Source organism: Lentzea waywayandensis (assembly GCF_900115955.1).
GTDB lineage: Bacteria > Actinomycetota > Actinomycetes > Mycobacteriales > Pseudonocardiaceae > Lentzea > Lentzea waywayandensis.
Genome location: NZ_FOYL01000004.1, coordinates 815,337 through 840,690 on the forward strand (window position 1 = coordinate 815,337; position 25,354 = coordinate 840,690).

At 69.3% G+C, this 25,354-nt stretch carries 26 protein-coding genes; 19 read left to right on the forward strand and 7 right to left on the reverse strand.

The features are described from left to right. Positions 1-65: 65 nt before the first annotated feature. The gene (locus tag BM417_RS19655; RefSeq protein WP_407656161.1) at positions 66-413 is read left to right on the forward strand and encodes a sterol carrier family protein; all 348 of its coding nucleotides are present in this window, start codon (positions 66-68) and stop codon (positions 411-413) included. On the opposite strand, the gene BM417_RS19660 is transcribed toward BM417_RS19655, so the two are convergent. Together BM417_RS19660 and BM417_RS19665 are read right to left on the reverse strand one after the other, a co-directional pair. Beyond that, complete coding sequence (locus tag BM417_RS19660; RefSeq protein ID WP_093595770.1) at positions 410-2,380, reverse strand: alpha/beta hydrolase; 1,971 nt, start codon at positions 2,378-2,380, stop codon at positions 410-412. The two genes, BM417_RS19655 and BM417_RS19660, sit on opposite strands and share 4 nt — an antisense overlap. Beyond that, the gene (locus tag BM417_RS19665; RefSeq protein ID WP_093596295.1) at positions 2,377-2,700 is read right to left on the reverse strand and encodes a DUF2563 family protein; all 324 of its coding nucleotides are present in this window, start codon (positions 2,698-2,700) and stop codon (positions 2,377-2,379) included. Before BM417_RS19665 ends, BM417_RS19660 begins: the two co-directional genes overlap by 4 nt. 94 nt (positions 2,701-2,794) lie before the next feature. Here BM417_RS19665 and BM417_RS19670 point away from each other — a divergent pair, with 94 nt between their 5' ends. The 10 genes from BM417_RS19670 (at position 2,795) to arfB (ending at position 9,580) form a co-directional block, all read left to right on the forward strand. Beyond that, positions 2,795-3,541: a maleylpyruvate isomerase N-terminal domain-containing protein gene (locus BM417_RS19670; protein ID WP_245822008.1), complete on the forward strand. Its 747-nt coding sequence runs from the start codon at positions 2,795-2,797 to the stop codon at positions 3,539-3,541. Beyond that, the gene (locus BM417_RS19675; RefSeq protein ID WP_093595772.1) at positions 3,541-3,861 is read left to right on the forward strand and encodes a hypothetical protein; all 321 of its coding nucleotides are present in this window, start codon (positions 3,541-3,543) and stop codon (positions 3,859-3,861) included. Before BM417_RS19670 ends, BM417_RS19675 begins: the two co-directional genes overlap by 1 nt. Beyond that, positions 3,861-4,199 (forward strand): hypothetical protein, encoded by a 339-nt coding sequence (locus tag BM417_RS19680; RefSeq protein ID WP_093595775.1) that lies wholly within the window; start codon positions 3,861-3,863, stop codon positions 4,197-4,199. Before BM417_RS19675 ends, BM417_RS19680 begins: the two co-directional genes overlap by 1 nt. Next, positions 4,199-4,540 (forward strand): hypothetical protein, encoded by a 342-nt coding sequence (locus BM417_RS19685; protein WP_093595778.1) that lies wholly within the window; start codon positions 4,199-4,201, stop codon positions 4,538-4,540. The genes BM417_RS19680 and BM417_RS19685 overlap by 1 nt, the downstream gene beginning before the upstream one ends. Beyond that, the gene (locus tag BM417_RS19690) at positions 4,540-4,848 is read left to right on the forward strand and encodes a hypothetical protein (protein ID WP_143138712.1); all 309 of its coding nucleotides are present in this window, start codon (positions 4,540-4,542) and stop codon (positions 4,846-4,848) included. Before BM417_RS19685 ends, BM417_RS19690 begins: the two co-directional genes overlap by 1 nt. Next, positions 4,848-5,210 (forward strand): hypothetical protein, encoded by a 363-nt coding sequence (locus tag BM417_RS19695; RefSeq protein WP_093595784.1) that lies wholly within the window; start codon positions 4,848-4,850, stop codon positions 5,208-5,210. Before BM417_RS19690 ends, BM417_RS19695 begins: the two co-directional genes overlap by 1 nt. 97 nt (positions 5,211-5,307) lie before the next feature. Beyond that, positions 5,308-6,813 (forward strand): amidophosphoribosyltransferase, encoded by a 1,506-nt coding sequence (gene purF, locus BM417_RS19700; RefSeq protein WP_093595787.1) that lies wholly within the window; start codon positions 5,308-5,310, stop codon positions 6,811-6,813. Positions 6,814-6,842: 29 nt separating this feature from the next. Continuing rightward, complete coding sequence (gene purM / locus BM417_RS19705; RefSeq protein ID WP_093596301.1) at positions 6,843-7,904, forward strand: phosphoribosylformylglycinamidine cyclo-ligase; 1,062 nt, start codon at positions 6,843-6,845, stop codon at positions 7,902-7,904. 53 nt (positions 7,905-7,957) lie between these two features. Then, the gene (locus BM417_RS19710; protein WP_093595789.1) at positions 7,958-9,142 is read left to right on the forward strand and encodes a SigE family RNA polymerase sigma factor; all 1,185 of its coding nucleotides are present in this window, start codon (positions 7,958-7,960) and stop codon (positions 9,140-9,142) included. A gap of 9 nt (positions 9,143-9,151) precedes the next feature. Further along, a complete protein-coding gene (gene arfB, locus BM417_RS19715) occupies positions 9,152-9,580 on the forward strand; it encodes an alternative ribosome rescue aminoacyl-tRNA hydrolase ArfB (RefSeq protein ID WP_093595792.1) in 429 nt (142 codons plus the stop codon). Here arfB and BM417_RS19720 read toward each other — a convergent pair. Together BM417_RS19720 and BM417_RS19725 are read right to left on the reverse strand one after the other, a co-directional pair. Beyond that, positions 9,563-10,234, reverse strand: a complete 672-nt coding sequence (locus tag BM417_RS19720; protein WP_093596304.1) for a response regulator — start codon at positions 10,232-10,234, stop codon at positions 9,563-9,565. The two genes, arfB and BM417_RS19720, sit on opposite strands and share 18 nt — an antisense overlap. After that, positions 10,231-11,769: an ATP-binding protein gene (locus BM417_RS19725; protein ID WP_093595795.1), complete on the reverse strand. Its 1,539-nt coding sequence runs from the start codon at positions 11,767-11,769 to the stop codon at positions 10,231-10,233. The genes BM417_RS19720 and BM417_RS19725 overlap by 4 nt, the downstream gene beginning before the upstream one ends. Positions 11,770-11,899: 130 nt before the next feature. Between BM417_RS19725 and BM417_RS19730 the strand changes: the two genes are divergently transcribed. From BM417_RS19730 to BM417_RS19750, 5 genes are all read left to right on the forward strand, one after another. Next, on the forward strand, positions 11,900-12,868 hold the full coding sequence (locus BM417_RS19730; protein ID WP_093596306.1) for a Bug family tripartite tricarboxylate transporter substrate binding protein: 969 nt from the start codon (positions 11,900-11,902) through the stop codon (positions 12,866-12,868). Then, positions 12,865-13,383: a tripartite tricarboxylate transporter TctB family protein gene (locus BM417_RS19735; RefSeq protein ID WP_093595798.1), complete on the forward strand. Its 519-nt coding sequence runs from the start codon at positions 12,865-12,867 to the stop codon at positions 13,381-13,383. The genes BM417_RS19730 and BM417_RS19735 overlap by 4 nt, the downstream gene beginning before the upstream one ends. Next, positions 13,384-14,895 (forward strand): tripartite tricarboxylate transporter permease, encoded by a 1,512-nt coding sequence (locus BM417_RS19740; protein WP_093595801.1) that lies wholly within the window; start codon positions 13,384-13,386, stop codon positions 14,893-14,895. Positions 14,896-14,982: 87 nt separating this feature from the next. After that, positions 14,983-15,921 carry a hypothetical protein gene (locus BM417_RS19745; protein WP_093595804.1) on the forward strand — a complete coding sequence of 313 codons (939 nt, stop codon included), beginning with the start codon at positions 14,983-14,985 and terminating at the stop codon, positions 15,919-15,921. A 71-nt stretch (positions 15,922-15,992) separates the two neighbouring features. Continuing rightward, positions 15,993-19,094 carry an RNA polymerase sigma factor gene (locus tag BM417_RS19750; RefSeq protein ID WP_218164507.1) on the forward strand — a complete coding sequence of 1,034 codons (3,102 nt, stop codon included), beginning with the start codon at positions 15,993-15,995 and terminating at the stop codon, positions 19,092-19,094. Between the two features lie 51 nt (positions 19,095-19,145). Here the strand turns inward: BM417_RS19750 and BM417_RS19755 are convergent, their stop codons facing one another. From BM417_RS19755 to BM417_RS19765, 3 genes are all read right to left on the reverse strand, one after another. Further along, positions 19,146-19,688, reverse strand: a complete 543-nt coding sequence (locus tag BM417_RS19755; RefSeq protein ID WP_093595810.1) for a hypothetical protein — start codon at positions 19,686-19,688, stop codon at positions 19,146-19,148. Between the two features lie 79 nt (positions 19,689-19,767). Continuing rightward, positions 19,768-21,261 carry a CoA-acylating methylmalonate-semialdehyde dehydrogenase gene (locus BM417_RS19760; protein WP_093595813.1) on the reverse strand — a complete coding sequence of 498 codons (1,494 nt, stop codon included), beginning with the start codon at positions 21,259-21,261 and terminating at the stop codon, positions 19,768-19,770. A gap of 15 nt (positions 21,262-21,276) precedes the next feature. Continuing rightward, positions 21,277-22,329 carry a LacI family DNA-binding transcriptional regulator gene (locus tag BM417_RS19765; RefSeq protein ID WP_093595816.1) on the reverse strand — a complete coding sequence of 351 codons (1,053 nt, stop codon included), beginning with the start codon at positions 22,327-22,329 and terminating at the stop codon, positions 21,277-21,279. Positions 22,330-22,463: 134 nt separating this feature from the next. Between BM417_RS19765 and BM417_RS19770 the strand changes: the two genes are divergently transcribed. Genes BM417_RS19770 through BM417_RS19780 form a run of 3 tightly spaced genes read left to right on the forward strand, consistent with a single transcriptional unit; the run spans position 22,464 to position 25,320 of the window. Then, positions 22,464-23,459 carry a Gfo/Idh/MocA family protein gene (locus tag BM417_RS19770; protein WP_093595818.1) on the forward strand — a complete coding sequence of 332 codons (996 nt, stop codon included), beginning with the start codon at positions 22,464-22,466 and terminating at the stop codon, positions 23,457-23,459. 2 nt (positions 23,460-23,461) lie between these two features. Further along, entirely contained in the window at positions 23,462-24,322 is an 861-nt protein-coding gene (locus BM417_RS19775) for a TIM barrel protein (protein WP_093595821.1), read from the forward strand. A gap of 14 nt (positions 24,323-24,336) precedes the next feature. Further along, a complete protein-coding gene (locus BM417_RS19780; protein WP_093595824.1) occupies positions 24,337-25,320 on the forward strand; it encodes a sugar ABC transporter substrate-binding protein in 984 nt (327 codons plus the stop codon). Positions 25,321-25,354: the final 34 nt, after the last annotated feature.

Sequence of the window (25,354 nt, forward strand, 5' to 3'; positions counted from 1 at the left end):
GGGAACGCCGCTGCCCCTTCGCTAATGTGGGCGACGTGCCAGCCAAAGCCGTCGACCCCGCCGAGATGCGCGCCGCCGTCCAGGCCGTGCTCCCGTGGCTGCGCGGCGAGGCTGACCAGCCAGAACGTCCCGTGCTCGCCGCCGCCGTCCGGCTGAGCCTGCGCACCCTCGAGCAGATCGCGCCCGGCCGCAGCGTCGAGGTGCGCGTTCCCCCGTTCGCCGCCGTGCAGTGCGTCGAAGGGCCGCGCCACACCCGCGGCACGCCCCCGAACGTCGTGGAGACCGACCCCCGCACGTGGCTGGAGCTGGCCACCGGCGGCCTGGCGTGGGCCGACGCGCTGGACGGCGCTCGGGTCACCGCGTCGGGGACCCGAGCCGACATCTCACCTCTGCTGCCGGTCGTGAAGTTCTAGAACCAAGACCCGATCGTCTTGACCGCGCCGCCGACGCCGTCCACGACGTCGCGTCCGAGCTCCACCGCGTTGCCCACCGTGTCGACCACGACGTCACCGACATCGCTCGCGACCTCGCCGACCGTGTCCACCGCGTGCCCGGCCGCGTCACCCCAGCGGCCGTTCGAGACGTCGTCCACGACCTGACCGCCACCGCGCCAGATGTCCTCGCCCATGTCGAGGACCTCCTTGCCGGTGTTGACACCCCAGTCGATGACGGGGCCCGCCACCGGCAGGTCCGAACCGGGCACCTCGACGGGCACCGGCGAGTCCTGCCAGCGCTGCTCGGTGACGTCGCCGCCGTGACCGGTGGCGATCTTGGCCAGGTTGTTCAGCGACTCGGAATCCTTGTCGTAGTACGCGGAGTGCGCGTGCCCGATCCAGTCCTCGCCAGAGGTGCCGAACTGCGTCGCGCCGAACGACGAGTCGTACGGACCGGTCGACGACCCGTCCTTGGTGAACCAGTCGCCACTGGTCCCCTGGATCACCGGGTCGTGCTCGGTACCGCCGACGTAGACGTGCCCGGCACCCGGTCCGAGCTGGTTCACGTTGGACGCACCGACGCCCGGCGAGCCGACGAACGCGATGTCGTCCGCCTTCAGGCCGTTGTCCATGGCGGAGTAGCCGACGACCGTGCTGCCGTAGCTGTGACCGATCACCGTGACGTGTGCGTTGGGGTTGGCGACGCGGTAGCCCTCGACGTCCGCGGCGAGGATCCGACCGCCCTCGATGGCCTGCGCCGGGTCGTTGACCTGGCCGAGCGCGGCAGCGGGAGCGTCGTAGCCGAGCCACTGGATCGCGGCACCGTCCGGCCCCATGGCCTCGCTGAGGTTCGCAGCCTGCGCCTGGCTGAACCCGGTGAGGTCGGAGGTCGTGCCAGGAACGGCAACGGCGAGGTGCTTGGCGGTGTCGGGGTTGCCGAACGCGATGGCCATCGTGCCCTCTTTGTTGCCGGGCCCGTCCGGACTCCAGTGCAGGAGGTAGGCGTTCTTGCCGATATCTCCTGCCTGGCCGTTGGCTTCTTCCATCCGGATCGCGGCGTTCTTCGAGTTCTCGGCGCGACGCGCGGCCTCGTCGTGCTGCGCCATCAGCTGGGAGCCCTGAGGGTCGTTGCGCAGCGCGCGTTCGGCCTCCGGCGTGCCAGGCGTGACGCCCAGTTCACGGGCACGCGCTTCGAGCTGTGCCTTCAGCTCGGCTTCCTGTCGCCCGAACCGATCGACGTCATCCGCGATGCGTTTGCGGTTCGCGTCGTCCAGCACGTCGGCGGGGAGCCCGCGGAGCTGGCCGAGCTCCTGGAACTTGGAGTTCTTGAGCGCTTCCTGCTGGTCCTTGCTCAGTGACTTCCACCAGTCGGCGACGGCCTTCGGGTCGGAGCCCGGCGGCGGCACCGGCGGCAGAGCACCGCCCGCACCACCGCGTTGGGCGGCGCGATCCCAGCCGCAGTCCGTGCGTGCCGACTCCTCGAAGCCCGGCGGGATCTTGGTGAGCGCGCTCGCGTAGGAGCGCAAGACGTTGTTGTAGCCCGATTTCACCTTGTCCAGGTGCTCGTTGACCTGGTTGGCGAGCTGGCGGGTCTGCTCGGCGTCCATGCCGGGAGGACGGCCGCGCCACACGCCGATCGCCTGGTCCGCGGCACCACGCATCTGGCCGTAGGCACGGGAAGCGGCCTGCACGATGTCGACGCCCGCGCCGAGTCGTTCGGCGGCAGCCTTGGCCGCGGTCGCGGAGAGCTGGGCGCGCGCGGTGAACTTCGTGGCGGCCTCGCCGGTCCAGTTGCTCACGGCGGTCTTGCCACCGTTGGCGACGGACTCTCCAGCGCGACCGACCGCGCTGATCGCGCCGGTGATCGGGTCTGCGGCGGCGGCGATCCGGCCGACATCGCCGGACGCGAGCCTGCCGTACAGGCTCTCGGGATCCGTGTAGCTCACTGACCGCCCCCAAGTCCCGAGAAGAGCTTCTTCAGCGCTGCCGCGTGGTCCTCGTCGGTGCGCTGGTAGGCCTCGGCGTTCGACACGAGACCCTCTGCCGCGTCGGTGAACCACGAGGAACCGCGCTGGAGGTCCTGGGAGTGCGTGCCGACGAACTTCGACAGCGCGTCCGCGAACTCCGCGGCGGCGTCGACCTCCCCGAACGCGCCCGCGTCGAGCTGGAGCATCGAGATCATCTCCGCTGCCTCGCGCACCGCGTCGGAGCCGTTGCCGAACTCCTTGGACGCGTTGCGCAGCAGCTCTGGCTCAACGCCGAACATCGCCACCCCCTGTTGGTCACCGATCAATGCGACGCAGATACATGATGGCCGGTTCCCCACTCACCCGTAGACCGTTTCGGGCACGATGTCGTTCATGGTGCAGACAGGGTGGACGGCCCAGCGGTGGACCGCTGTGTTCATCGAGCAGGCGGAGTTGTTCCGCAAGGCAGTGGCGGAGGCGGATCCGGCGGCCGAGGTGCCGACACGTCCGGGATGGACCGTGCAGGACCTGGTCATCCACGTCGGCCGGTTCCTGGAGACCTCCACCGAGTACCTGCGCACCGGCAGTCGCAACCCGATCAAGCCGACGCCTCCGCGGAGCGGGCTGGCCCCGCTCGAGTACCTCGACCTCCAGCTCGTCGGCGCGAGCGAGATCCTGGCTGCCGTGCCGGGAAATCGGCCGGTGTGGACGTTCTCGCCGGCCGCACCCGACCTCGCGTGGGTGTGGCACCGCCGGATCGCCCATGAGACGGTCCTGCGCCGGTTCGACGCTCAGACGGTCGTCCGGCAGGTCACCGCCACGGATGCGGACCTCTGCGTCGACGGCATCGACGAGGTGCTGACCACGATCGTCGCGGCGAAGCTCGACGGCGACTCCCCGCACGAGGTGACGGGCACCGCCGTGGTGCGGTCGACTGACGTGCCGGAGTCGTGGTTGATCTCCCTCACCGCTGGGGAGGTGCCGGAGACCCGTGCCGCGGCCCCTGGGGAAGAGGGCGACGCGCAGGTGACCGGCGAGGCCGAACTCGTCTACTTCTGGCTCTGGAATCGGATGAACCTCAAGGAGATGGCCGGAGACCAGCGCGTGCTGGACGTTCTTCGAGTTGGGCGGGGGCACTGATGCGCAAGCTCGCGATCGCGGTGCTCGCCTGTCTGCTGCTGACCGGTTGTGCGGCGAACTGGCAGGCACAGGAAGTGCGATACAAGATCGTCTCGCAGGAGAGCCAGTCCTCGTCCGAGTTCTTCAAGCTGGAACTGGTGGGTGACGCGCCCAAGGGCGCGCTGAAGCCCGAGGACCTGAAGAACAGGTCTCTGCTGACGTTCCGGGCCGAAGGCGCGCAGGTCGGCGATGAGCTGCTGTGCGTGGTCGAGCAGAAGAAGGGCAGCGCGGTCGGGGACTCGAACGTCGTGACGAGCCTGCAGAGCTGCAAGAAGGCCTGATGCGCAAGATCGGCGTGGTGCTTGTGGGCTGCCTCGTGCTGGCCGGCTGCGGCGCCTCGGAGTGGCGGCAGCAGGTGCGGTACGAGGTCACCAAGATCTTCGAGCGTCCCTTTCCGGGGAACCCGGAGAACGCCAACGTGCGGCTGGAACTGGTCGGCGACCCGCCGGACGACGTGCTGGAACCGCTGACGCTGACGCCCGCGGTCGTCGGCTACCGGACGTTGCGCGGCGACTACGAGGTGGGCGACCGGTTCCTCTGCTGGGCCGAGCAGAAGTCCGAGGGCCACGCCCGGACGATGACGATCAGGACCGACGTGTCCTCGTGTGAGAAGGCCTGATGCGCAAGATCGCTGTCATCGTTCTCGCGAGCTGCCTCGTGCTCACCGGGTGCGCGGGCGACTGGCAGGCCGAGGTCAGGCTGAAGGTGACCAAGATCGAGGAGGAACCGGCACAGCCGACCTTCCCCGGCCGCACGGATGTGTGGCTCGACCCGATCGGTGAGTTGCCCGACGGCGCGTTCGACCGGGAGAACTTCGTCGGCAAGATCGTCCAACCCGAGGAGATCGACGGCGACGTGAAGGCTGGTGACGAGGTCGTCTGCATCGCGAAGCAACGAACTGTCGGCGCGCTGCAGACCAACACCGTCCAGACCGAGCTGTTCCGGTGCAGGAGAGCGTGATGCGGAAGGTCATCGTGGCGTGCGCCGCCTGTCTCGTGCTGGCCGGGTGCTCCTCCGAGTGGCAGGGCGAGATCGACTTCAGGGTCGCGGAGTTCTACGACCACCGGCTTCCCGACGGCGCGACCGAGAAACGGGTGAGGCTCGAGCCTGTCGGCTCACTGCCGGAGGACGCGGAGGAGAAGGACATCAAGGGCATGTCGGTCCTGGAGACAGACATCGCCGGCACGGTCGGGGTGGACGACGGCGTGGTCTGCGTCGCACGGCACGAGTCGGGCGAGACGAAGCTCAGCCAGTGCGAGAAGGCTTGATGCGCAAGATCATCGCGGCGCTCGCGGCCTGCCTCGTCCTGGCCGGCTGCGGGCTCGGCCGCTGGGAAGGCGAGATCCGCTTCAAGGTCACCAGCATCAACAACTGCTACGCCGGCTACAGCGACGTCATCTGCGCGACCCGCATCTACCTCGACCTCGCGGGCGCTCTGCCCGCCGGCGCACCCGGCAAGACCTCCTTCAAGGGCGCCTTCGCGGAGCCGGACGACTTCGAGGACGAGTCGAAGGTGCGCGACGAGGTGGCGGTGGGCGACGAGATCATCTGTGTCGGCCAGGAACAGTCCGAGGGCTTCGAGTACCTCAACGGGATCCCGCTGCAGCTCTCGAAGTGCCGGATCGCATGAGTTTCATCACCTCACCAGGGGTCTGGAGGGGGTAGTTGGCCCCCTGCTCCACTTACACTCGGGTTGCAGCCAGCCCCATCGTGAGGGAGCCAATTCGGTGGTCGACGACCATTCCCAGTCCGAACAGGAACCCCGTGAGGAGTGTGGCGTCTTCGGCGTCTGGGCTCCCGGTGAAGACGTCTCGAAGATGACCTACTACGGGCTCTACGCCCTGCAGCACCGCGGCCAGGAGGCGGCGGGCATCTCGGTCGGAGACGGGGCGCAGGTCGTCGTCTTCAAGGACCTCGGACTCGTCAGCCAGGTGTTCGACGAGCAGGTCCTGCAGAGCCTGAAGGGCCACGTGGCCGTCGGGCACTGCCGTTACTCCACCACCGGGTCCACGACCTGGGAGAACGCGCAGCCCACGTTCCGCACCACCGCCGCCGGCTCGGGTCTGAGCCTCGGTCACAACGGCAACCTGGTGAACACCGCCGAGCTGCTGGAGAAGGCCAAGAGCCTCGGCATCGTCGAGCGCAACGGCGCCACCACCGACTCGGACATCCTCTGCGGCCTGCTCGCCCACGCGGCGGCCGACAAGGGCATCGAGCAGGCCGCGCTGGAGCTGCTGCCGACGGTCAAGGGCGCGTACTGCCTGACGTTCTCCGACGAGTCCACCCTCTACGCGGCGCGCGACCCGCACGGCGTCCGCCCGCTGGTGCTCGGCCGGTTGGAACGCGGCTGGGTCGTGGCGAGCGAGACCGCGGCGCTCGACATCGTCGGCGCGAGCTTCGTGCGCGAGGTCGAGCCCGGTGAGCTGATCGCGATCGACGGTGACGGCCTGCGGTCGACCCGGTTCGCGACGCCCGAGCCCAAGGGCTGCGTCTTCGAGTACGTCTACCTGGCGCGGCCGGACACGACGATCTCCGGGCGCGGCGTCCACGCGACGCGCGTCGAGATCGGCCGCCGCCTCGCCAAGGAGCACCCGGTCGAGGCCGACCTGGTGATCCCGGTGCCGGAGTCCGGCACGCCGGCCGCCATCGGCTACGCGCAGGCCAGCGGCATCCCGTACGGGTCCGGCCTGGTCAAGAACGCCTACGTCGGCCGGACGTTCATCCAGCCGTCGCAGACCATCCGCCAGCTCGGCATCCGGTTGAAGCTGAACCCGTTGCGCGACGTCATCCGCGGCAAGCGGCTGGTCGTCGTGGACGACTCGATCGTGCGCGGCAACACCCAGCGCGCACTCGTCCGCATGCTGCGCGAGGCCGGTGCGCTCGAAGTGCACGTGCGGATCGCGTCCCCGCCCGTCAAGTGGCCGTGCTTCTACGGCATCGACTTCGCCTCACGCGCGGAGCTCATCGCGAACGGCCTCGACGACGACGGCATCCGCCGCTCGGTCGGCGCGGACTCGCTCGGGTACGTGTCGCTGGAGCAGCTCGTCGCGGCGACCGAGCAGCCCAAGTCGCGGCTGTGCTCGGCGTGCTTCGACGGCGAGTACCCGATCGAACTGCCGCAGGACGCGCTCATCGGCAAGCACCTGCTCGAGGGCCTCAAGGGCGTGTCGGGCTCGGCCGCTCCCGTCCTGGCGAGCGGCTATGGTGCCGAAGACGCCCTGCGTCGTCCCTGAGCACCCAGATCCAAGTGGAAGAAGTTGACGTGACCGACAGCGCCAAGGCCACCTACGCCGCCGCCGGAGTCAGTATCGCCGCAGGTGACGAGGCGGTGGAGAAGCTCAAGCCGTGGGCGGCCAAGGCGCATCGGCCCGAGGTGCTCGGTGGCATCGGTGGCTTCGCCGGCCTGTTCCAGCTCAAGCTCGACCGCTGGAAGGAGCCGATTCTCGCGTCCTCCACGGACGGTGTCGGCACCAAGATCGCGATCGCGCAGGCGCTCGACAAGCACGACACCATCGGCGTCGACCTCGTCGCCATGATCGTGGACGACCTGGTCGTGTGCGGCGCCGAGCCGTTGTTCGTGCAGGACTACATCGCGGTCGGCAAGGTTGTTCCGGACCGGATCGCGTCGCTGGTCAAGGGCATCGCCGAAGGCTGTGTCCAGGCCGGTTGCGCGCTGCTCGGCGGCGAGACCGCGGAGCACCCCGGCCTGATGGGCGACGACGACTACGACATCTCCGGCACCGGCGTCGGCGTGGTCGAGCACTCGAAGCTGCTCGGTCCCGACCGGGTCCGCGACGGCGACGTCGTGATCGCGATGGGCTCGTCCGGCCTGCACTCCAACGGCTACTCGCTCGCCCGGCACGTGCTGCTGGAGATCGCGCGCATGCCGCTCGAGGGCCACGTCGAGGAGTTCGGCCGCACCCTCGGCGAGGAGATGCTGGAGCCGACCAAGATCTACGCCAAGGACTGCCTCGCGCTGATCGCCGAGACCGAGGTCCGCGGGTTCTCCCACGTCACCGGTGGTGGCCTGGCCGCGAACCTGGCCCGCGTGCTGCCGGAGGGCCTGCACGCGACGCTGGACCGCGGCACCTGGACGCCCGCGCCCGTCTTCCAGCTCATCGCCCAGCGCGGCCGCGTCGAGCGCGAGGAGATGGAGAAGGCGTTCAACATGGGCGTCGGCATGGTCGCTGTCGTCGCGCCCGAGGACGTCGACCGCGCGCTGGCCGTGCTCACCGCCCGCCACGTCCCGGCGTGGGTGCTCGGCGAGATCACCAAGTCCGCCGAGGGCGGCGCCGCGCTCGTCGGCGACCACCCGCGATTCTGAGGCAACCTCCCGAGGCGGTCGTCGCGTACTAAGCGGCGACCGAGGAGGGGCACTTGGACCGCGACCGCGAGTTCGGGGAATTCGTCGACGCACGTGCGCTCGTCATGCGCCGCACGGCATACCTGCTGTGCGGCGACTGGCACCGCGCCGAGGACATCGTCCAGACCGCGCTGATCAAGATGTACGTGGCCTGGTCGCGCGTGCGCAAGGACAGCGCCGACGCCTACGCCCGCAAAGTGCTGGTGCGCACGGCCATCGATGAGGGCCGCCGCGGGTTCTTCCAGCGTGAACGGTCCGTTGACGCCGTGCCCGAACACCCGGTGACCGACGACTCGGCGGACTTCGACCTGCGGCTGGCACTCGACGCGTTGCCGCCAGGGCAACGTGCTGTCGTCGTGCTGCGGTACTGGGAGGACCTCAGCGTCACCGAGACCGCCCGCATCCTCGGCAGGACGGAGGGCACGGTGAAGAGCCAGGCGGCCAAAGGGCTCGCGTCGTTGCGCGACCTGCTGGAGGACGAGCCGAAGCTGCGGATCCACCGCTCCGAGGTCATCCGCAGGGGCAAGACCAAGCTGGCCCGCAGGCGGACCGCCATCGCGACGGCGGTGGCCTTCGTGGTGCTGGCGGGTGTGGGCACGGCCGGCTATCTGGCGTTGCCACGGCCGACCGGCACTGCGGGGATGTCCTCCGCGGACTCCGGGGTGAATCCAGCGGCCGACCGCAACGCCCAGCTCACCGAGTTGCTTCGGAAGAACTACCAGCTGCCGGCCGGCATCACCGCCGAGGACGTCCCCGAGATCAACGCCAAGGCGTTCGTGTTCTTCACTCGCACCAACACCAACACGCCCGACAACCTGCGGCGGGCGGTGGCCAGGCTGCGAGACGCACAGGGCGTCGGCGGTGTCGCGATCACGATCGGGCCCGCTCCCGCCGGCGGCCTCGGCACGTGCGAGGAGGACAGGTACTGCTGGCACGAGGAACGCAACGGCATCAAGCTCCGTACCACCCAGTTCCCGATCCCCGCCAAGAATCCCGGCGATCCTGAGCGGCTGCGGATGACCGTCAGCGCCATCTACCCCGACGGCACCGTCGTCAGCGTTCACAGCGACAACATGGGCGCTTTCGACGACGGCACCTGGGGCGACCCCGGGATTGCCGGGAGCCCGCAGCGGCCGAACATCGTGCTCGACCGCGAGGAGCTGATAAAGATCGCGACATTGCCGGGCCTCACCTTCTAACCTTGAGGCATGAACGACGTGACCGTGACGAGGACGCTGGTGGTGCCGGCGTCCGAGCTGCGCGAACGTTTTTCCAGGTCAGGTGGGCCGGGCGGGCAGGGAGTGAACACGGCGGACAGCCGTGTGGAGCTCTCGTTCGACCTGGCTGCCTCGCCGTCGATCCCCGATCACCTCAAGCGCCGGATGCTCGACCGCCTGGAAACCCGGCTGATCGACGGCGTGCTCACGATCGCCGCGTCCGAGCACCGCGCGCAGCTGCAGAACCGCGCCGCCGCGCGCGAACGCCTCGCCGCGATCCTGCGCAGTGCCGCCGCTCCGCCACCGCCGGTGCGCAGGCCGACGAAGCCCACCAGGGGTTCGCAGGAACGCCGCATCGCCTCGAAGAAGCGCCGTGCGGACACCAAGCGCGGCCGGGGCCGTTCAGGCTCCTGGGACTAGCGCGTAGATCCGTTCTGGCCGGCCGGTTCCGCCATAACGCAGCCGGACCTCGGCCCGTCCTGTCGACACGAAGTGCTCCAGGTACCGGCGCGCGCTGACCCTCGCGACGCCCGTGGAGGAAGCACATTCCGACGCTGACAGCCCATCCGGACGCGACCGCAGCGCGTTGTCCACGAGCCGCGCGGTCTCTGGCGTCAAACCCTTGGGCAGCAACGGTTTCGAGGTGGGACGGGCACCGAAGACCTGGTCCACGTCCGCCTGCCCGGCCGAGTCGAGCCGGTGCAGCTTGTCCCGCAACGACGCGAAGTGCGCGAGCTGGTCGCGCAGGGCCGAGTAGTCGAACGGCTTGATCAGGTAGTGCAGCACGCCACCGCGCATCGCACTGCGCACGGTCTCGACGTCGGTCGCCGCCGTGATCACGATGACGTCCACGTCCTCGTTGGCGCGCAACGACTTCAGCACCTCCAGCCCGCTCTGGTCGGGCAGGTAGATGTCGAGCAGCACGAGGTCCGGCTTCAGCGAGGCGGCCAGCCGCAACGCGTCCCCGCCGGTGTGCGCGACCCCGGCGACCTCGAACCCGTCGGTGCGCGCGACATAGCCGCTGTGCACCTTGGCCACCATGAAGTCGTCGTCGACGACCAGCACCCGGATCACCAGGGCAGCCTTGCCGTGAACACCGAACCGGACACGCTCACCGAACCGCCGCGCCGCAGGCACGCCCGCCTGATCAGCGCGAGCCCGATGCCACGTTCGCCGTGCGATGCCGCCTTGGTCGTGAACCCGTGCCGGAACACCTCTTCCGCGAGTTCCGGCGCCACACCGGGACCGGAGTCGCGCACCACGACCTGGACCTCGTCGTCCAACTGCATCACACCCACCTCGATCCACTTCCCCGCGCCGTTCGTGTTCAGCGAACTCAGCGCGTCCAACGCGTTGTCGACGAGATTTCCCAGCACCATCACCAGATCCGCCGACAACGCCTCGTCGACCCTGCCCAGCACGCTGTCCGGTCCCATCCGCAGCGCCGTGCCGCGTTCGGCCGCGAGCGACGCCTTGGCGATCAGCAGCGCCGCCACGGCGGGGTCGCCGATCGACTCGCCGACCTCGGCCCGCCACTGGTCCTGCGCCGAGCTGATCTGGTGAATGTAGTTGGTGACCTCGTCGTACTCCTTGAGCGCGATCAGCCCGGCGATGGTGTGCAGCCGGTTCGCGAACTCGTGCGCCTGCGCCCGCAGCGTGTCCGTCGCGTGCTGGGAGGCGTCGAGTTCGTGTTGCAGCGCAAGGAGTTCCGTGCGGTCTCGCAACGTCACGACCGCGCCCTCGCCGCCCTCGATCGGCATGCGGTTCAGCGTCAGCACCACGCCCTGCCGCAGCACCAGCTGGTCGACGCCGGTCGCACGGCCGGTCAGCACGTCGCGCAGCCGGTCGTTGAGCTCCAGCTCCTCGACCGAGCGGCCGACGGCGTCCTCCGGCAACGCCAGCAGGTCGCTCGCGTGGTCGTTGACCAGCGTGATCCGGTTCTGCCCGTCGAGACCGACGACGCCCTCGCGGATGCCGTGCAGCAACGCCTCGCGGTTCTCGACCAGCGCGGTGATCTCGTGCGGCTCCAGCCCGAGCGTCTGGTTCTTCACCCTGCGGGCCAGCAGCAACGAGCCGGTGACGCCGATGAGCAACGCGATCGCCAGGTAGCGCAGCACGTCGACGGGCTGCGCCAGCGCGCCGGCGAAGATCCCCGGGTCCTCGGCGCCCGCGATCACCATGCCGTTGACCCGGCGGCTGGTCGGGTCGAACACCGGCACGTGCGCCTCGATCGAGTCGCCGACGGTGCCCGTCCAGGACCGGCCCTCCAGCGCGGTGGTGCGGGTGTCCAGAGTGGACCCGATCTGGGACGGGTCCGGAGAGGCGATCACGAGCCGGTTCTCGTTGAGGATCAGCACGTAGGAGGCGCCGGACAGGCTGCGGGCCGTCTCGGCGGGCGCGGACAGCAGGCGCCAGTTGCCCATCTCCTCCTGGACCAGCGAGTTCGCGGCGACGGTCTCGGCGACCGACAGCATCCGGCGTTCCTCGTTGGAGCGAAAGTTGCTGCCCGTCTGGACGACAGTCAGCGCGCCCACCGCGCACAGTAGCAACGTGACGACTACGAGTTGCCATGCGAGAAGTTGACTGGCCAGGGAACGGCGCCGGCGCATGAAACCTCCCGTGACCAGAAAGACCGAAAGAAACCTTAGAAGCGCAAGAGCGACATCAAGGTTTACACGAGAGCAACATGTCCAACCACGCGGATGAGAGGCGGGGATCACAGTGTCGGTGAAGGTGTGGGTGGCGGTGGCGACGGCGTTGCTCGCCGTCCTGCTCGTGCCGCCGCTGCTGACGCCGGGTGCGGACAGCGGCGAGACGAGCCAGGTGCGGGCGCTGCGGGTGCTGGTGCCGAACGCGCCGGGCGGCGGTTACGACATCACGGCCCGTACGGCGGCGAAGGCCATGGAGGACGCTGACCTGCTGCGCAACGCCGAGGTGTTCAACCTCCCCGGCGCCGGCGGCACGGTCGGGCTCGGGCGCACGGTCGGTGAGCGCGGCAACGGCAAGCTGATCATGTCGATGGGCCTGGGCGTCGTGGGCGCGGTGTACACGAACAAGTCGCCGAACTCGCTGCTCGACACCACCCCGATCGCGAAGCTGATCGAGGAACCGGACATCGTCGTGGTCGCGAAGGACTCGCCGTACACGTCGATGCAACAACTCGTCGACGCGTGGAAGGCCAATCCCGGCACGGTGACGGTCGGCGGCGGCTCGGCTCCCGGCGGCCCCGACCACCTGGCGCCGATGCTGATCGCGAAGGCCGTCGGGCTGCAGCCCAAGACCGTCAACTACATCCCGTTCGACGGCGGTGGCGAGCTGCTGGCCAGCGTTCTGGGCGGCAAGGTCGCGTTCGGCGTCTCCGGCGTCGGCGAGTACCGCGACCAGATCCAGGCCGGCACGTTGCGGGTGCTCGCGGTGACGAGCAAGGACCGCATCCAGGGCATCGACGCGCCGACGTTGCAGCAGTCCGGTGTGGACGTCGAGTTCACGAACTGGCGCGGCATCGTCGCGCCGCCGGGCATCTCGGCGACCGACAAGGCGAAGCTGGTCGAGGTGTTCCAGAACCTCCAGAAGACGCCGCAGTGGAAGGAAGCGTTGCAGCGCAACGGCTGGACGGACGCCTTCGCGCCGGGAGACGAGTTCAGGACCTTCCTGGAGAACGAGAACAAGCGGGTGGCAACGGTGCTCAAGGACTTGGGGCTGGCATGACGACCGAGACGCTGCCGGAGCGGAAGAACTGGCTCCGCGAACACTCCGAGCTGGGCATCTGCGCCCTGCTGGTCGTGCTCGGCGTGCTGGTGCTCACCGACGCGATGAGCATCCCCACGGACTTCGCCCAGCGCGGCCCCGTCGGCCCGAAGGCGGTGCCGATCCTGGTCGGCTCGCTGCTGCTGATCGTCGCCGCGCTGCTGGCGCGCGACGTGCTGCGCGGCGGCAAGGGCGAGGCGGAGGCCGGCGAGGACGTCGACCTGTCCGCACCCGCCGACTGGCGCACGGTTCTCCTGCTGTGCGGTGCCTTCCTCGCGAACGCCGCGCTGATCGGCGTGGTCGGGTTCCCGATCTCCGGCGCGATCCTGTTCTGGGGCGCGGCCTACGCGCTCGGCAGCCGCAACCTGGTGCGCGACCCGTTGATCGCGGCCGGTCTGTCGATCTTCACCTTCGTCGTGTTCAACAACCTGCTCGGTGTCCCGCTCCCCGGTGGCCCGTTGATGGAGGTGTTCTAGGTGGAACAACTGCTCGACGGCTTCGCGACCGCGCTGACGCCGACACATCTGCTGCTCGCCGCGGTCGGCGTGCTCCTGGGCACCGCGATCGGCGTCCTGCCGGGCATCGGCCCGGCCATGGCGGTGGCCCTGCTGCTGCCCGTCACCTACGGCATGGAGCCGACCGGCGCGTTCATCATGTTCGCGGGCATCTACTACGGCGGCATGTTCGGCGGTTCGACCACGTCGATCCTGCTCAACACGCCAGGGGAGAGCGCCGCGGTCGTGGCGGCGTTCGAAGGCAATCCGATGGCCCGCAAGGGACGTGGTGCGCAAGCGCTTGCCGCCGCCGCCATCGGCCACTTCACCGGCGGCATCATCGGCACGATCCTGATCGTCCTGCTGGCGCCGTTCGTGGCCAAGCACGCCGTAGACATCGGCGCGCCCGACCTGTTCGCGGTCATGGTGCTGGCGTTCATCGCCGTCACCTCGGTGCTCGGTGCCTCCCGGATCCGCGGGTTCGCGTCGTTGCTCATCGGCCTGACGCTCGGCCTGGTCGGCCTCGACGAGATGACCGGCCAGCAGCGCCTGACGTTCGGCTCGCTGCACCTCGCCGACGGCATCGACATCGTCGTGGTCGCGGTGGCGTTGTTCGCGGTCGGCGAGGCCCTGTGGGTCGCCGCCCACCTGCGCCGCAAGCCGTTCGAACCGATTCCGGTCGGCCGTCCGTGGCTGTCGAAGGCGGACCTGAAGCGCACCTGGAAGCCGTGGCTGCGCGGCCCGGTGATCGGGTTCCCGTTCGGCGCGATCCCGGCCGGCGGCGCGGAGATCCCGACGTTCCTGTCGTACGTGACGGAGAAGCGGCTCTCCAAGCACAAGGACGAGTTCGGCAAGGGCGCCATCGAAGGCGTGGCGGGCCCGGAGTCCACGGCTTCGGCTTCCGCCGCGGGCACTCTCGTCACGATGCTGACGCTGGGTCTGCCGACCACGGCGGTCGCGGCGGTCATGCTCGCGGCGTTCCAGCAGTACGGCATCCAGCCAGGCCCGCTGCTGTTCCAGCGCGAGTCAGGGCTGGTGTGGGCGCTGATCGCGTCGTTGTTCATCGGCCTGACCCTGCTGCTGGTGCTGAACCTGCCGCTGGCGCCGCTGTGGGCGAAGCTGCTGCGCATTCCCCGGCCGTACCTCTACGCGGGCATCCTGTTCTTCGCCTCGGTCGGCGCCTACGCGGTCAACGCGGACATCTTCGACCTGCTGCTGATGTTCGTGATCGGCCTGCTGGGCTTCGGCATGCGCCGCTATGGGCTGCCGGTGTTGCCCGCGATCATCGGCGTGATCCTCGGCCCGGCCGCGGAACAGCAGATGCGCCGCTCGCTGCAACTCTCCGACGGCTCGCTGACCGGCCTGGTCAACAGCCCGATGGCGGTCATCGTCTACGTGATCATCGTGGTGATCCTGTTCTTCCCGCTGCTCAAGCGGTTCCTGCCGAAGCCGCCTGCCGCGGCGGAACCGGAACGCGAGAAGGTCGACGCCTAAAAGATCATCGAAGTTTTCGGGGAGATCCGCCTCGATCCGCGCACGTACCTCTCGCAAGGCCCACCGCCTTCGGGAAGGAAGTGCACGATGAGGAATCTCCTCCTGCTGGTCCTGACCATGATCGGCCTGGCCGCGGGTGTGCAGAGCGCACCCGCGGCCAGTGCCGCTCCCGCACCCATGACGCCGTGGTCGAGGTGCCAGAACGGGCAGCCCGCCACGTACACCGCGACCAAGTGGGTGCACGGCTCGACGTACCTGACGGCCGCGCCCATCGCGCTCGAACCGGGTGACGTCGTCCACCTCAGCGCCACTGGCACGATCAACACCGGTGGCTGGTCCGGCAGCCACGGCCCGGCCGGCTCGAACACGATCACCTGGTTCGGCAGCTGGCCGCACCAGGGCGGCCGCGCGTACTCCCTCTACGGGCGATTCGCCTCCAACGGCGTCAAGTTCCTGGCCGCCAACACGGGCTGCACGGACCCGGCCGGGTACTACGCCGGCGGCCACGACCGCATCGACCTCGGCATCAACGACGAGAACCTGTCCGACAACACCGGCGGCTTCACCGTCACCATGCGCGTCTACCGCAACCTGGTGAAGGACGGCGGCTTCGAACGGCAGCCGAACCGCGGCGTCTCCGCACCGTGGAACGTCGAGGGCCCTGACGGCAAGGGCGTCGACATCCGCCTCGGCTACGCCAACTCCGGCGGCAACAACGCGTTCATCCGCACCGGTTCCCGCAACTGGAACGCGCTCACCCAGAACGTCTCGCTGAAGCCGTACACCTGGTACCGGATGCGGGTCTTCCTGCGCACCAGCCCGGTGTTCGGCGCGGGCTACCTCGGTGTGCGCGGCGCGTTCAACGGTCTGGTCGAGCGGCCGTACGGCGTCGTGAACGGCTACCAGGAACACACCATCGACTTCAGCACCGGCGAGAACGGCACGGTGACGGTCTTCCTCGGCTACTGGGCTCCCGGCACGGACTCATGGGTCCAAATGGATGATTTCGCGATCTATCCGGCCTGATCAGAGCTCTGCGCCCTGGGCCACCCGGCCCAGGGCGCGTAATGCCGCCACCACAGGGAGAGATGGTGTCGATGATGGCCGACGAGGATCTGGTCAACCGGCTCCGGGCAGACGAGGGCGCTGCCCGGCATGAGCTGTTCGTGCGGTGCCAGGCCAAACTGCGCCCGTACTTCCGCCACCGCCTGCGCGGCCAGCACCACCACGACGTCGACGACCTCGTGAGCGAGGTCCTCGTCCGTGCGCTGGAAGGGATTCGCCAGGGGCACGAGCCGAAAGTGCTCGACGCGTGGCTGACCGGTATCGCGTGGAATCTGCTCAAGGACCGCTACGAGGAGTTCGACCGGCGCGACGACCGCGACGTGCCGGACCTCGCGCACGACGTGGACATCGCCGAGCTGATGGGCCGCACCGAGCTGCTGACCGTGCTGACGGCGGCGCTCGACGGCCTGAAACCCGCGCTGCGCGACGTGATGACCGCGCACGTGCGGCTCACGTTGCAACGGGACCACCTGGTGGTCGGTGGTGAGCTGGCCACCGCGCTGGACATCCCGAGGAGCCAGGCCGACCGGCAGTTGAAACGTGCTCGCGAGGCCACCTACGAAGCCATCGCCTCCTACGTGCTGACCCGCGTAGGCCGCAGGCACTGCACCGCACTGGACGCGCTGGCCACCGGCACGTTCGACCCGAAGACGTCCGCCGCCGTGATCAAGCACGCGACGGGGTGCACGGCCTGCGAGACGCATCTGAAGGAAGCTCGTGACTTCAGCCGCTGGGCGCTCGGTCCCGGCCTGGTGGGACTGGTCGACGACGAGGAGAACAAGCGCACGCTCGTCGCCTTCTTCAGCCGTGGCAGCGATTTCGCGGTGGGACGGACGAGCGTGCTCGGCACCATCACGACTCGCGTCGCGGCCGTGCCCGGCGTGGACACGGTCGTGCGGCTGGCGCAGGAGAACCCCGTCGTGGCCAGGGTGGTGGCCGGCGGCGTCGGACTGGTGGCGGCGGCGGTGATCGCGCTGCTCGCGGCGAGCGACGACACCCCGCGTGACGAGATCGCCCTGCCCGCGCCGACCGGAACCTCCTCCCGCACAACGACTTCCACCACCGGTCCAGCCGTCCTGACTTCGAGGACGAGCGGGCCGGCCGCGCCTGCCACGACCGCTCCGCCGGGCGCGCCACTCGTCGCCGTCACCACCGCGGTGGCGAAGACGCCGACGTCCACGCGCACGACCGAGGCGGAGCCGAACCCCGGTTCCACCACGACTTCCGCGGCCTCGCCGCCTCCTCCTCCTCCTCCTCCTCCGCCACCTCCGCCTCCGCCCGCCAAGTGGGCGTTCGCGCGGATCGACCAGAACACCGCGCCGATCGGTCAGGAGACCGCCGTCCAGCCCGCGTGGCAGTGGGGCACGACGAGCTCCGTCACCGTGGTCCGCGAGAGCACAGGCGTGTACCGGGTGCGCATGCCCGGAGCGGCCTCGCCGTCCGCGCTCGCGCACGTCACGGTCGCGTACTACCAGCTGCCGAACCCGGTCGGCTGCGTCGTCCGGGACAACCGTTCCGAGGGCGCGGACCAGGTGGTGCTGGTGGCGTGCCACGAACGCGCTGCCGCACAGGACCTGCGCTTCACGGTCCTGCTCGCCGAACCGGACGGCCGGTCCGTCGTCCGGCCCGGCGACCAGGTCCGCGTGCTGGGGCCGGGCCGCTACGAGGCCGACGTCGCAGGACCGTTGCGGGGCAACGGCTACGCGCAGATCACCCCGTACTCCCCTGAGCACGTCCGCTGTCAGCCGGGCGGCGTCAGGGCCACCGCGACCGGCGTGACGATCGGCGTGCACTGCACGGGGGAGAGCCGGTTCGCCCTGACGTACGCGGAGAACGGGCCGCTGGCCGGCTCGGTCGGCGCGTACGCCCAGACCGCCGGCACCTCCACGGATCTGCGCATCGACCCGGCCAGGTCGTACAACAGCACGGGCGGCGCGATGACGTTGCAGCGCTGGGGTCCCGGCCAGTACGTCGTGCTGATGAAGGGCGTCGGGATGCAGGGTGGCACGGTGCAGGCCGGCGCCACCGAGACCGGCTACTGCCACGCCATGAACTGGTCGTCCTTTCCCGCGCCGATCAACGACGTGTGGGTGACCGTGCAGTGCGTGAACGATGCCGGGACGGTCGCCGATCTGCCGTTCGGCGTGGCGGTGCTGCGTCCTCCGCTCGCTCCCGGCGAACAGGTGGGACCGTTGCGGCCCAAGGATCCCGGCGTGCACGGCCCCGGCGACCAATGGGGCTACGTGCAGGTGCAGTGGCCGTCCACGCCAGTCGGCGTGCCGACGCAGATGCATCCGTACTGGCAGTGGTCCACGTGGGCGGGCAGGCTCGGCGACAACGACTCGTGGTGGTCGCGCAAGGTCACCGTGACCAGGGAGGGCATCGGCCGCTACCTGGTGCGGATGCCGGGAATTGGCTCCTCCCAGGCGGTTCCGCACGTCACCGCGTACTCGCCCAACGCCGACGGCTGCGTCGTGCGCGACCACCGCGTCGACGGGATCGACGGCCTGGTCGGCGTCAACTGCTACGGCGTCACCGCGCTGCCGAAGGACGTGCCGTTCCACCTGTTCCTCGGCGTGCCGAAGTCGGGTTCGGTGACGTCGGACCAGGCGACGAGGACCGGCACCGGCACGTACGAGGTGACGGTTCCGGGAGCGGAGGCGGGTTTCGCGAAGGTGACCCCGCTCGGCGACGGCCCGGCGCGATGCGGTCACGACGGTGGTGTCGCGACCGGTGAGCAGGTCCGGTTCCGGGTGATCTGCGACCGCGACACCCGCTGGCGGCTCGGCCACGTCCAGGGCACCGGCCTGCACCAGGACACCTCCGCGCCCGCCGCGTACCTGACGGCCACCGGTGCCGGGCAGGTCGTCCGCTCGTTCGGCGAGGTGCCCGAGATCGTCCGCACCTCGGCAGGGCGGTACCAGGTGAAGTACCGGACGCTCGGCAATCCTGTCGTCTGGCCGGCGGACGCCGTGCAGGTGACGACGCTCGGGTCGGCGCGGACGTGCACGGCGGTCGGGTTGAACTCGTACAGCGCGCCCGCTCGCAACGTCTGGCTGAACGTGCACTGCTTCGACCAGGCGGGACTTCCGGCGGACTCGGACTTCGGGGTGGCCTACGTGCGCAGACCCTGACGGTCGAACGGAAGAGGCCGCGGGCGTGGTGCCCGCGGCCGCTTCGTTTCCTCAGTACCTCAGCAGGTAGGACCACGACTGGGCCGTGTCGTGCCGGCCGCCGGCCGCGCACCGGCCGTTGGGGCCGCCGGTGGGGGTGAAGAAGAGCACGCTGCAGTTCGCGCACGAACGCCAGCCGCGCTGGTGCCGCTCGCTCGGGAACTGCGGCTCGAAGTCCACCAGGTAGTACCAGGACTTGCCGATGGCGTAGCTGGAGATCCGGTGTCCGTTGAGGTCGCCGGCGCAGCGCCCCGCCGTGGCGCCGGACCACCACAGGCACTGGCAGGTCGCGCACGACCGCCAGTCGTTCTGTCCGGAGCCGCCGTCGGACTGCACCTTCACCCGGTAGACGAAGCTGCCGTCCTTCGTGTGGTGGCCACCGGCCGGACACGGGATCACGTACGGCGTGTTCGGCCACCACAGCGACTGGCACTTGGCGCAGGCGGTCCAGCCCGCCTGCGCCGCGAGAGCGGTACCCGGTGTGGCGAGCTGGGTGGCGGCGGTGGCCACGGCGAGCGTGGCCGCCGCACCGATGGCCTGTCGTCGGTTGATCATGGGGAGACCCCTTTCCGTTGCGGTTCACCGGGTAGGTGGCGCGACGGGAGGAGATCTCCCCGATTTCGGCCGAGGTCTTTCAGCCGTGAGTGGGGAAGCCGAGGTTCACACCGTGCTGCTGCGGCCACCGAGCCGTGACCGCCTTGGCGCGCGTGTAGAACTTCACGCCCTCAGCGCCGTGCACGTGCGTGTCGCCGAACAGCGAGTCCTTCCAGCCACCGAACGAGTAGTAGGCCATCGGCACGGGGATCGGCACGTTGATGCCGACCATGCCGACGTGCACGCGCCGCTGGTACTCGCGGGCGGCGAGGCCGTCACCGGTGTAGATGGCGGTGCCGTTTCCGTACTGGTTGGCGTTCACCAGTTCCAGGGCGTCCTCGAACGTGTCGGTGCGCACGACCGTGAGCACCGGGCCGAAGATCTCGTCGGTGTAGATGGTCATGTCACGGGTGACGTGGTCGAACAACGTCGGCGCGAGCCAGAAACCATCCGAATGTCCCTCAGGCGCATAGCCGCGGCCGTCCACGACCAGCGACGCGCCGGCCGCCTCGCCCGCGTCCACATAGGACCGGACGCGGTCCCGGTGGACGCCGGTGACCAGCGGCCCCATCTGAGCGGCGGGATCGGTGCCCGGCAGCACCGACGGGTGCAGGTCACGGGTCCGCGAGGCGATCTTCGACACCAGCTCGTCGCCCGTCTCGCCCACCGCCACGACCACCGAGATCGCCATGCAACGCTCGCCGGCAGAGCCGTAACCGGCGGAAACAGCGGCGTCGGCGGCCACGTCGAGGTCGGCGTCGGGCAGCACGACCATGTGGTTCTTGGCGCCGCCCAGGGCCTGCACGCGCTTGCCGGCCGCGGTGCCGCGGGAGTAGACGTGCCGCGCGATCGGGGTCGAGCCGACGAACGACGCGGCGGCGACGTCCGGGTGGTCGAGCAGCGCGTTGACCGCGAAGGCGTCGCCCTGCAGGACGTTCAGCACGCCGTCGGGTAGCCCAGCCTCCTTGAACAGCTCGGCCAGCCTCAAAGAAGCCGACGGGTCGCGCTCGGAAGGCTTGAGGATGAACGTGTTCCCGGTCGCGATGGCGATGGGGAACATCCACATCGGCACCATCACGGGGAAGTTGAAAGGCGTGATGCCCGCGACGACACCCAGCGGCTGCCGGAACGAGTACGCGTCGACCCCACGCGAGACCTGCTCGGAGTGTTCGCCCTTGAGCAGTTGCGGGATGCCGCACGCGAACTCGACGACCTCAAGGCCGCGCTGCACCTCCCCGGCCGCGTCGGACAGCACCTTGCCGTGCTCGGACGTGATGATCGCGGCGAGCTCGTCGCGGTGCGTGTGCAGCAGGTGGCGGTACTCGAAGAGGATGCGCGACCGCGTCGACAACGACGACTCCGACCAGGACTGCGCTGCCTTCAGCGAAGAAGCGACAGCGAGGTCGACGTCGGCCTGCTCGGCCAGCACGACCTGCGTGGCAACGGAGCCCGTCGCCGGGTTGAAGACGTCGGACTTGCGAGACGACACCCCCGTGGTGCGGGCGCCGTCGATCCAGTGGGGGATGGTGCTCAACGCGTGCCTCCGTGTCTATTGGTCGCGGCTTTGCCGCTCCGGCGACTTCGCCTTGAAGTCGGCCGTCCGGCGCGAAGTCGCAGGGGGAGCTGTCGTGCCGCGGACTACGAGCGAGGGATTGAGGAGATGGCGCACGGGTTCGGTGCGTTCTTCACGAACACGCTGCAGAAGCGCGTCAGCGGCCAACCGGCCGAACTCGGCACGGGGCTGGTCGATCGTGGTCAGCGACACGTGGCGCAACGCGGCCAGCGAAGTGTTGTCGTACCCCACGACGGACACGTCCTGAGGCACGCGCAGCCCGGCGTCCTCCAACGCGGAGATCGCGCCGACGGCGTTGAAGTCGTTGCAGGACAAGATGGCTGTGGGCAGGGCGTCATCGGCGATCAACGAACGGATCGCGCGCGCCCCAGCCGCATCGGTGTACTCGGACGACACGACCTGAGGCACGAGCCCGTGGGCTTCCATGGCGGCGACGTACCCGCGCCGGCGAGGTCCGGCCTGTGTCCCCTCACCGCCGTCTAAATGCGCAATGCGCTTGTGGCCCAAGGACACCAGGTGCTCGACGGCCAATCGCGCGCCCTGCTCGCCGTCGTCGTTCACGGTATCCACAGTGGACACACGAGAAGACCGGGCGACCAGGACGACAGGAAGTTGTTCGGCGGCCTTGCCGATGGCTGTCGCCGGCACGACCGGCGACAGCAGGATCAGTCCGGCGGGGCGGAAGGACAGCAGTGACTCCAGTGCGCGGCGCTCACGAGCGGGTGAGCGGCCACCGGTGTTGATGATGATGTCGAAGCCCTGCTCGCGCGCGACCTCGTCGATGCCGTCGACGACCTCCGCGAAGAACGCGTTGTGCAGGTCGGACACCATCACGCCGAGAACTGTCGACGTGCGTGAGGCCAGTGACCGCGCCATGGCGTGCGGGGAGTACCCCAGTTCCTCGGCGGCCTTCAGAACAGCGGTGCGTCGCAGCTCGCTCACCTTGGGTGAACCGCGCATCACCAGTGACACCAGTGCGCGGGACACGCCCGCCCGCAGAGCGACGTCTTCCATCGTCGGCCTGACCACCTGGAACCACCTCCCCTCACGTCACGGACTGGAAACCCACCCTTGACACCCGTGTGACGGAAGCTACAGCATTAGAGCGCTCCAACCAATAGAGCGCTCTAACACATCACGTCGATGAACAGGGGAAACCTGCGATGCGGATCGGAGTAGCAGGTGTCGGCAGGATCGGCACCATGCATGCGACCAACCTCGCCGCACTGGATCGAGTCGACGAGGTGCTTCTCTTCGACCCGGTGCCCGGCAGGGCAGCGCAGGCGTCGGCCGAGCTCGCCGGGACCAAGGCGGTCGACGACCTCGACACGCTCCTGGGCAACGTCGACGGCGTACTGCTCGCCACCCCGACGAACACCCACCCCGAGATGCTCCGCGCGGCCATCGCGAAGGGCGTTCCCACGCTGTGCGAGAAGCCGATCGCGAGCGACGTCGCCGAGATGGCCGCGCTGATCGCGGACGTCGAGAAGTCCGGCGTCGAGGTGCTCGTCGGCTTCCAGCGCCGGTTCGACCCGGCCATCTACGAGCTCAACCGCCGCATCCGCGCGGGTGAGGTCGGCGACATCTACCTGGTCAGGGCCGTAGGCAACGACGCGAACCCGCCGGACTTCTCCTACCTGCCCGCCTCCGGGGGCATCTTCCGCGACCTGCTGATCCACGACCTGGACTGCGTGCCGTGGCTGGTCGGGCAGCCGGTCGTCGAGGTCTACGCGAGCGGCTCGGTCCTGGTGCACCAGGCGTTCGCGGACGCCGACGACGTGGACAACGCGGTCGTGATGCTGAAGTTCGAGGGCGGCGCGCACGCCACGCTGGCCGGCGGACGGCACGACCCGGTCGGCTACGACCACCGCATCGAGGTGCTGGGCAGCAAGGACTCCCTGGTCGCGGGCGTCGACGCGCGCACCCCGCTGAACTCGCTGGAGCCTGGCGGTCACGTGGCCGGACCGGACGCCTACCCCGGCTTCCCGGAGCGTTTCCACCGCGCGTACGTCAACGAGATGAACCTGTTCACGCAGGTCATCAAGGGCGAGGTCGCGAACCCGTCGCCGGCGCGAGAGAGTTTGATCAGCCTCCGCCTGGCTGAAGCTTGTGAGCAGTCGCGCCGCAGCGGCGCACCGGTGAGGATCGAGGGGAACTAGGCATGGCGAAGATCGCTGGGGCACCGATCTCCTGGGGTGTGTGCGAGGTGCCGGGCTGGGGCAACGTGCTCCCGTCCGACACGGTCCTCGCCGAGATGCACTCCCTGGGCCTCACCGCCACCGAACTCGGCCCGCCCGACTACCTGCCGGCCGACCCCGAAGCGTTGAAAACCCTCCTGAGCAGCCACGACCTCACCCTGGTCGGTGGCTTCCTCGCGGTCACCCTGCACACGAACGTCCAGTCCACTCTGGACGAAGCAGACCGGGTGGCCGCGATCCTGAAGGCCGGTGGCGCCGAGGTGCTCGTGCTCGCCGCCGCGACCGGGCTGGACGGCTACGACGAGACGCCGAAGCTCACCGACGACGAGTGGAACACCCTCGTCGCCACCTGCGCGAAGATCCGTGAGATCGCCGCCGCGCACGGCCTCAAAACCGTGCTGCACCCGCACGTGGGCACCCACGTCGAGCGGGAGGCGGAGGTCGACAGGTTCCTCGCGGACTCCGATCTCCAGCTCTGCCTGGACACCGGCCACCTCCTCATCGGTGGCACGGACCCGGTCGAGCTGGCGCGCCGCTACCCGGACCGGATCGGTCACGTGCACCTCAAGGACGTGCGTGACGAGATCGCGGCGAAGGTGCGCAGCGGCGAACTCAGTTACACCGATGCCGTGGAACAGGGCATCTACGTGCCGCTCGGGGACGGCGACGTGGACGTGGAAGCGCTGGTGAAGCTCGTTCAAGAGGCGGGCTACACCGGTTGGTTCGTGCTTGAGCAGGACACCCAGCTCAAGGACGGAAGTCCAGTGGACAAGCCACTGAAGGACACCGGGCGCAGCCTCGCGCACCTCAGCAAGATCCTCTGAAGGGACTGGAGACGATGAAGTCTCGTCTGGTCATCCGTGCGGGCGTCGCCCTCGCCGGTGTTGCTCTACTGGCCGCGTGCAGCGGCCCCACGGGAACGAACTCCCAGACCACGCAGAACAACAGCACGCCGGCAACGGGTGATCTCAAGGTCGCCGTCATCACGCACGGCACCGCGGGTGACGCGTTCTGGAGCGTCGTGAAGGTCGGCGCCGAGGACGCGGGCAAGCAGCTCGGCGTCGGCGTCACCTACAACTCCGACGGCGACCCCGGCGCCCAGGCCAAGCTGATCGACAACGCCGTGTCGCAGAAGGTCGGCGGCATCGTGGTGTCGATGGCGAACCCGGACGCGCTCAAGACGTCGATCGAGAACGCGGTGAAGGCCGGCATCCCGGTCATCACGATCAACTCCGGCAGCGCGAAGAGCGCGGAGTTCGGTGCCATGGCGCACGTCGGCCAGGAGGAGTCGATCGCCGGTGAGGAAGCCGGCAAGAAGCTCAAGGCCGCCGGCAAGACCAAGCTGCTCTGCGTGATCCACGAGGCCGGCAACACGGGCCTCAACCAGCGCTGCGACGGTGCCCGCACCGGCTTCGGCGGCCCGGTGGAGAACCTCCAGGTCGACATCTCCAACCCGACCGACATCGAGGCCCGCATCAAGGCCAAGCTCCAGTCCGACACCGCGGTCGACGGCGTGCTGGCGCTCAACCCGCAGGTCGCCGTGAACGCGGCCTCCGCGATCAAGGGCGCGGGCTCGAAGGCGCAGGTCGCGACGTTCGACCTGAACGCCGACGTGGTCACCTCGATCAAGGCCGGCGAGGTGCTGTTCGCCGTCGACCAGCAGCAGTACCAGCAGGGCTACCTGCCGATCGTGATGCTGAAGCTGTTCAAGGACAACGCCAACACCCTCGGTGGCGGCAAGCCCGTCCTCACCGGTCCCGGCTTCGTCGACAAGTCCAATGTGGACAAGGTCGCGGAGTACGCCAAGAACGGCAAGAGGTAAGGAGGAGGCGGGGAGATGACCGTGACGGCCACAG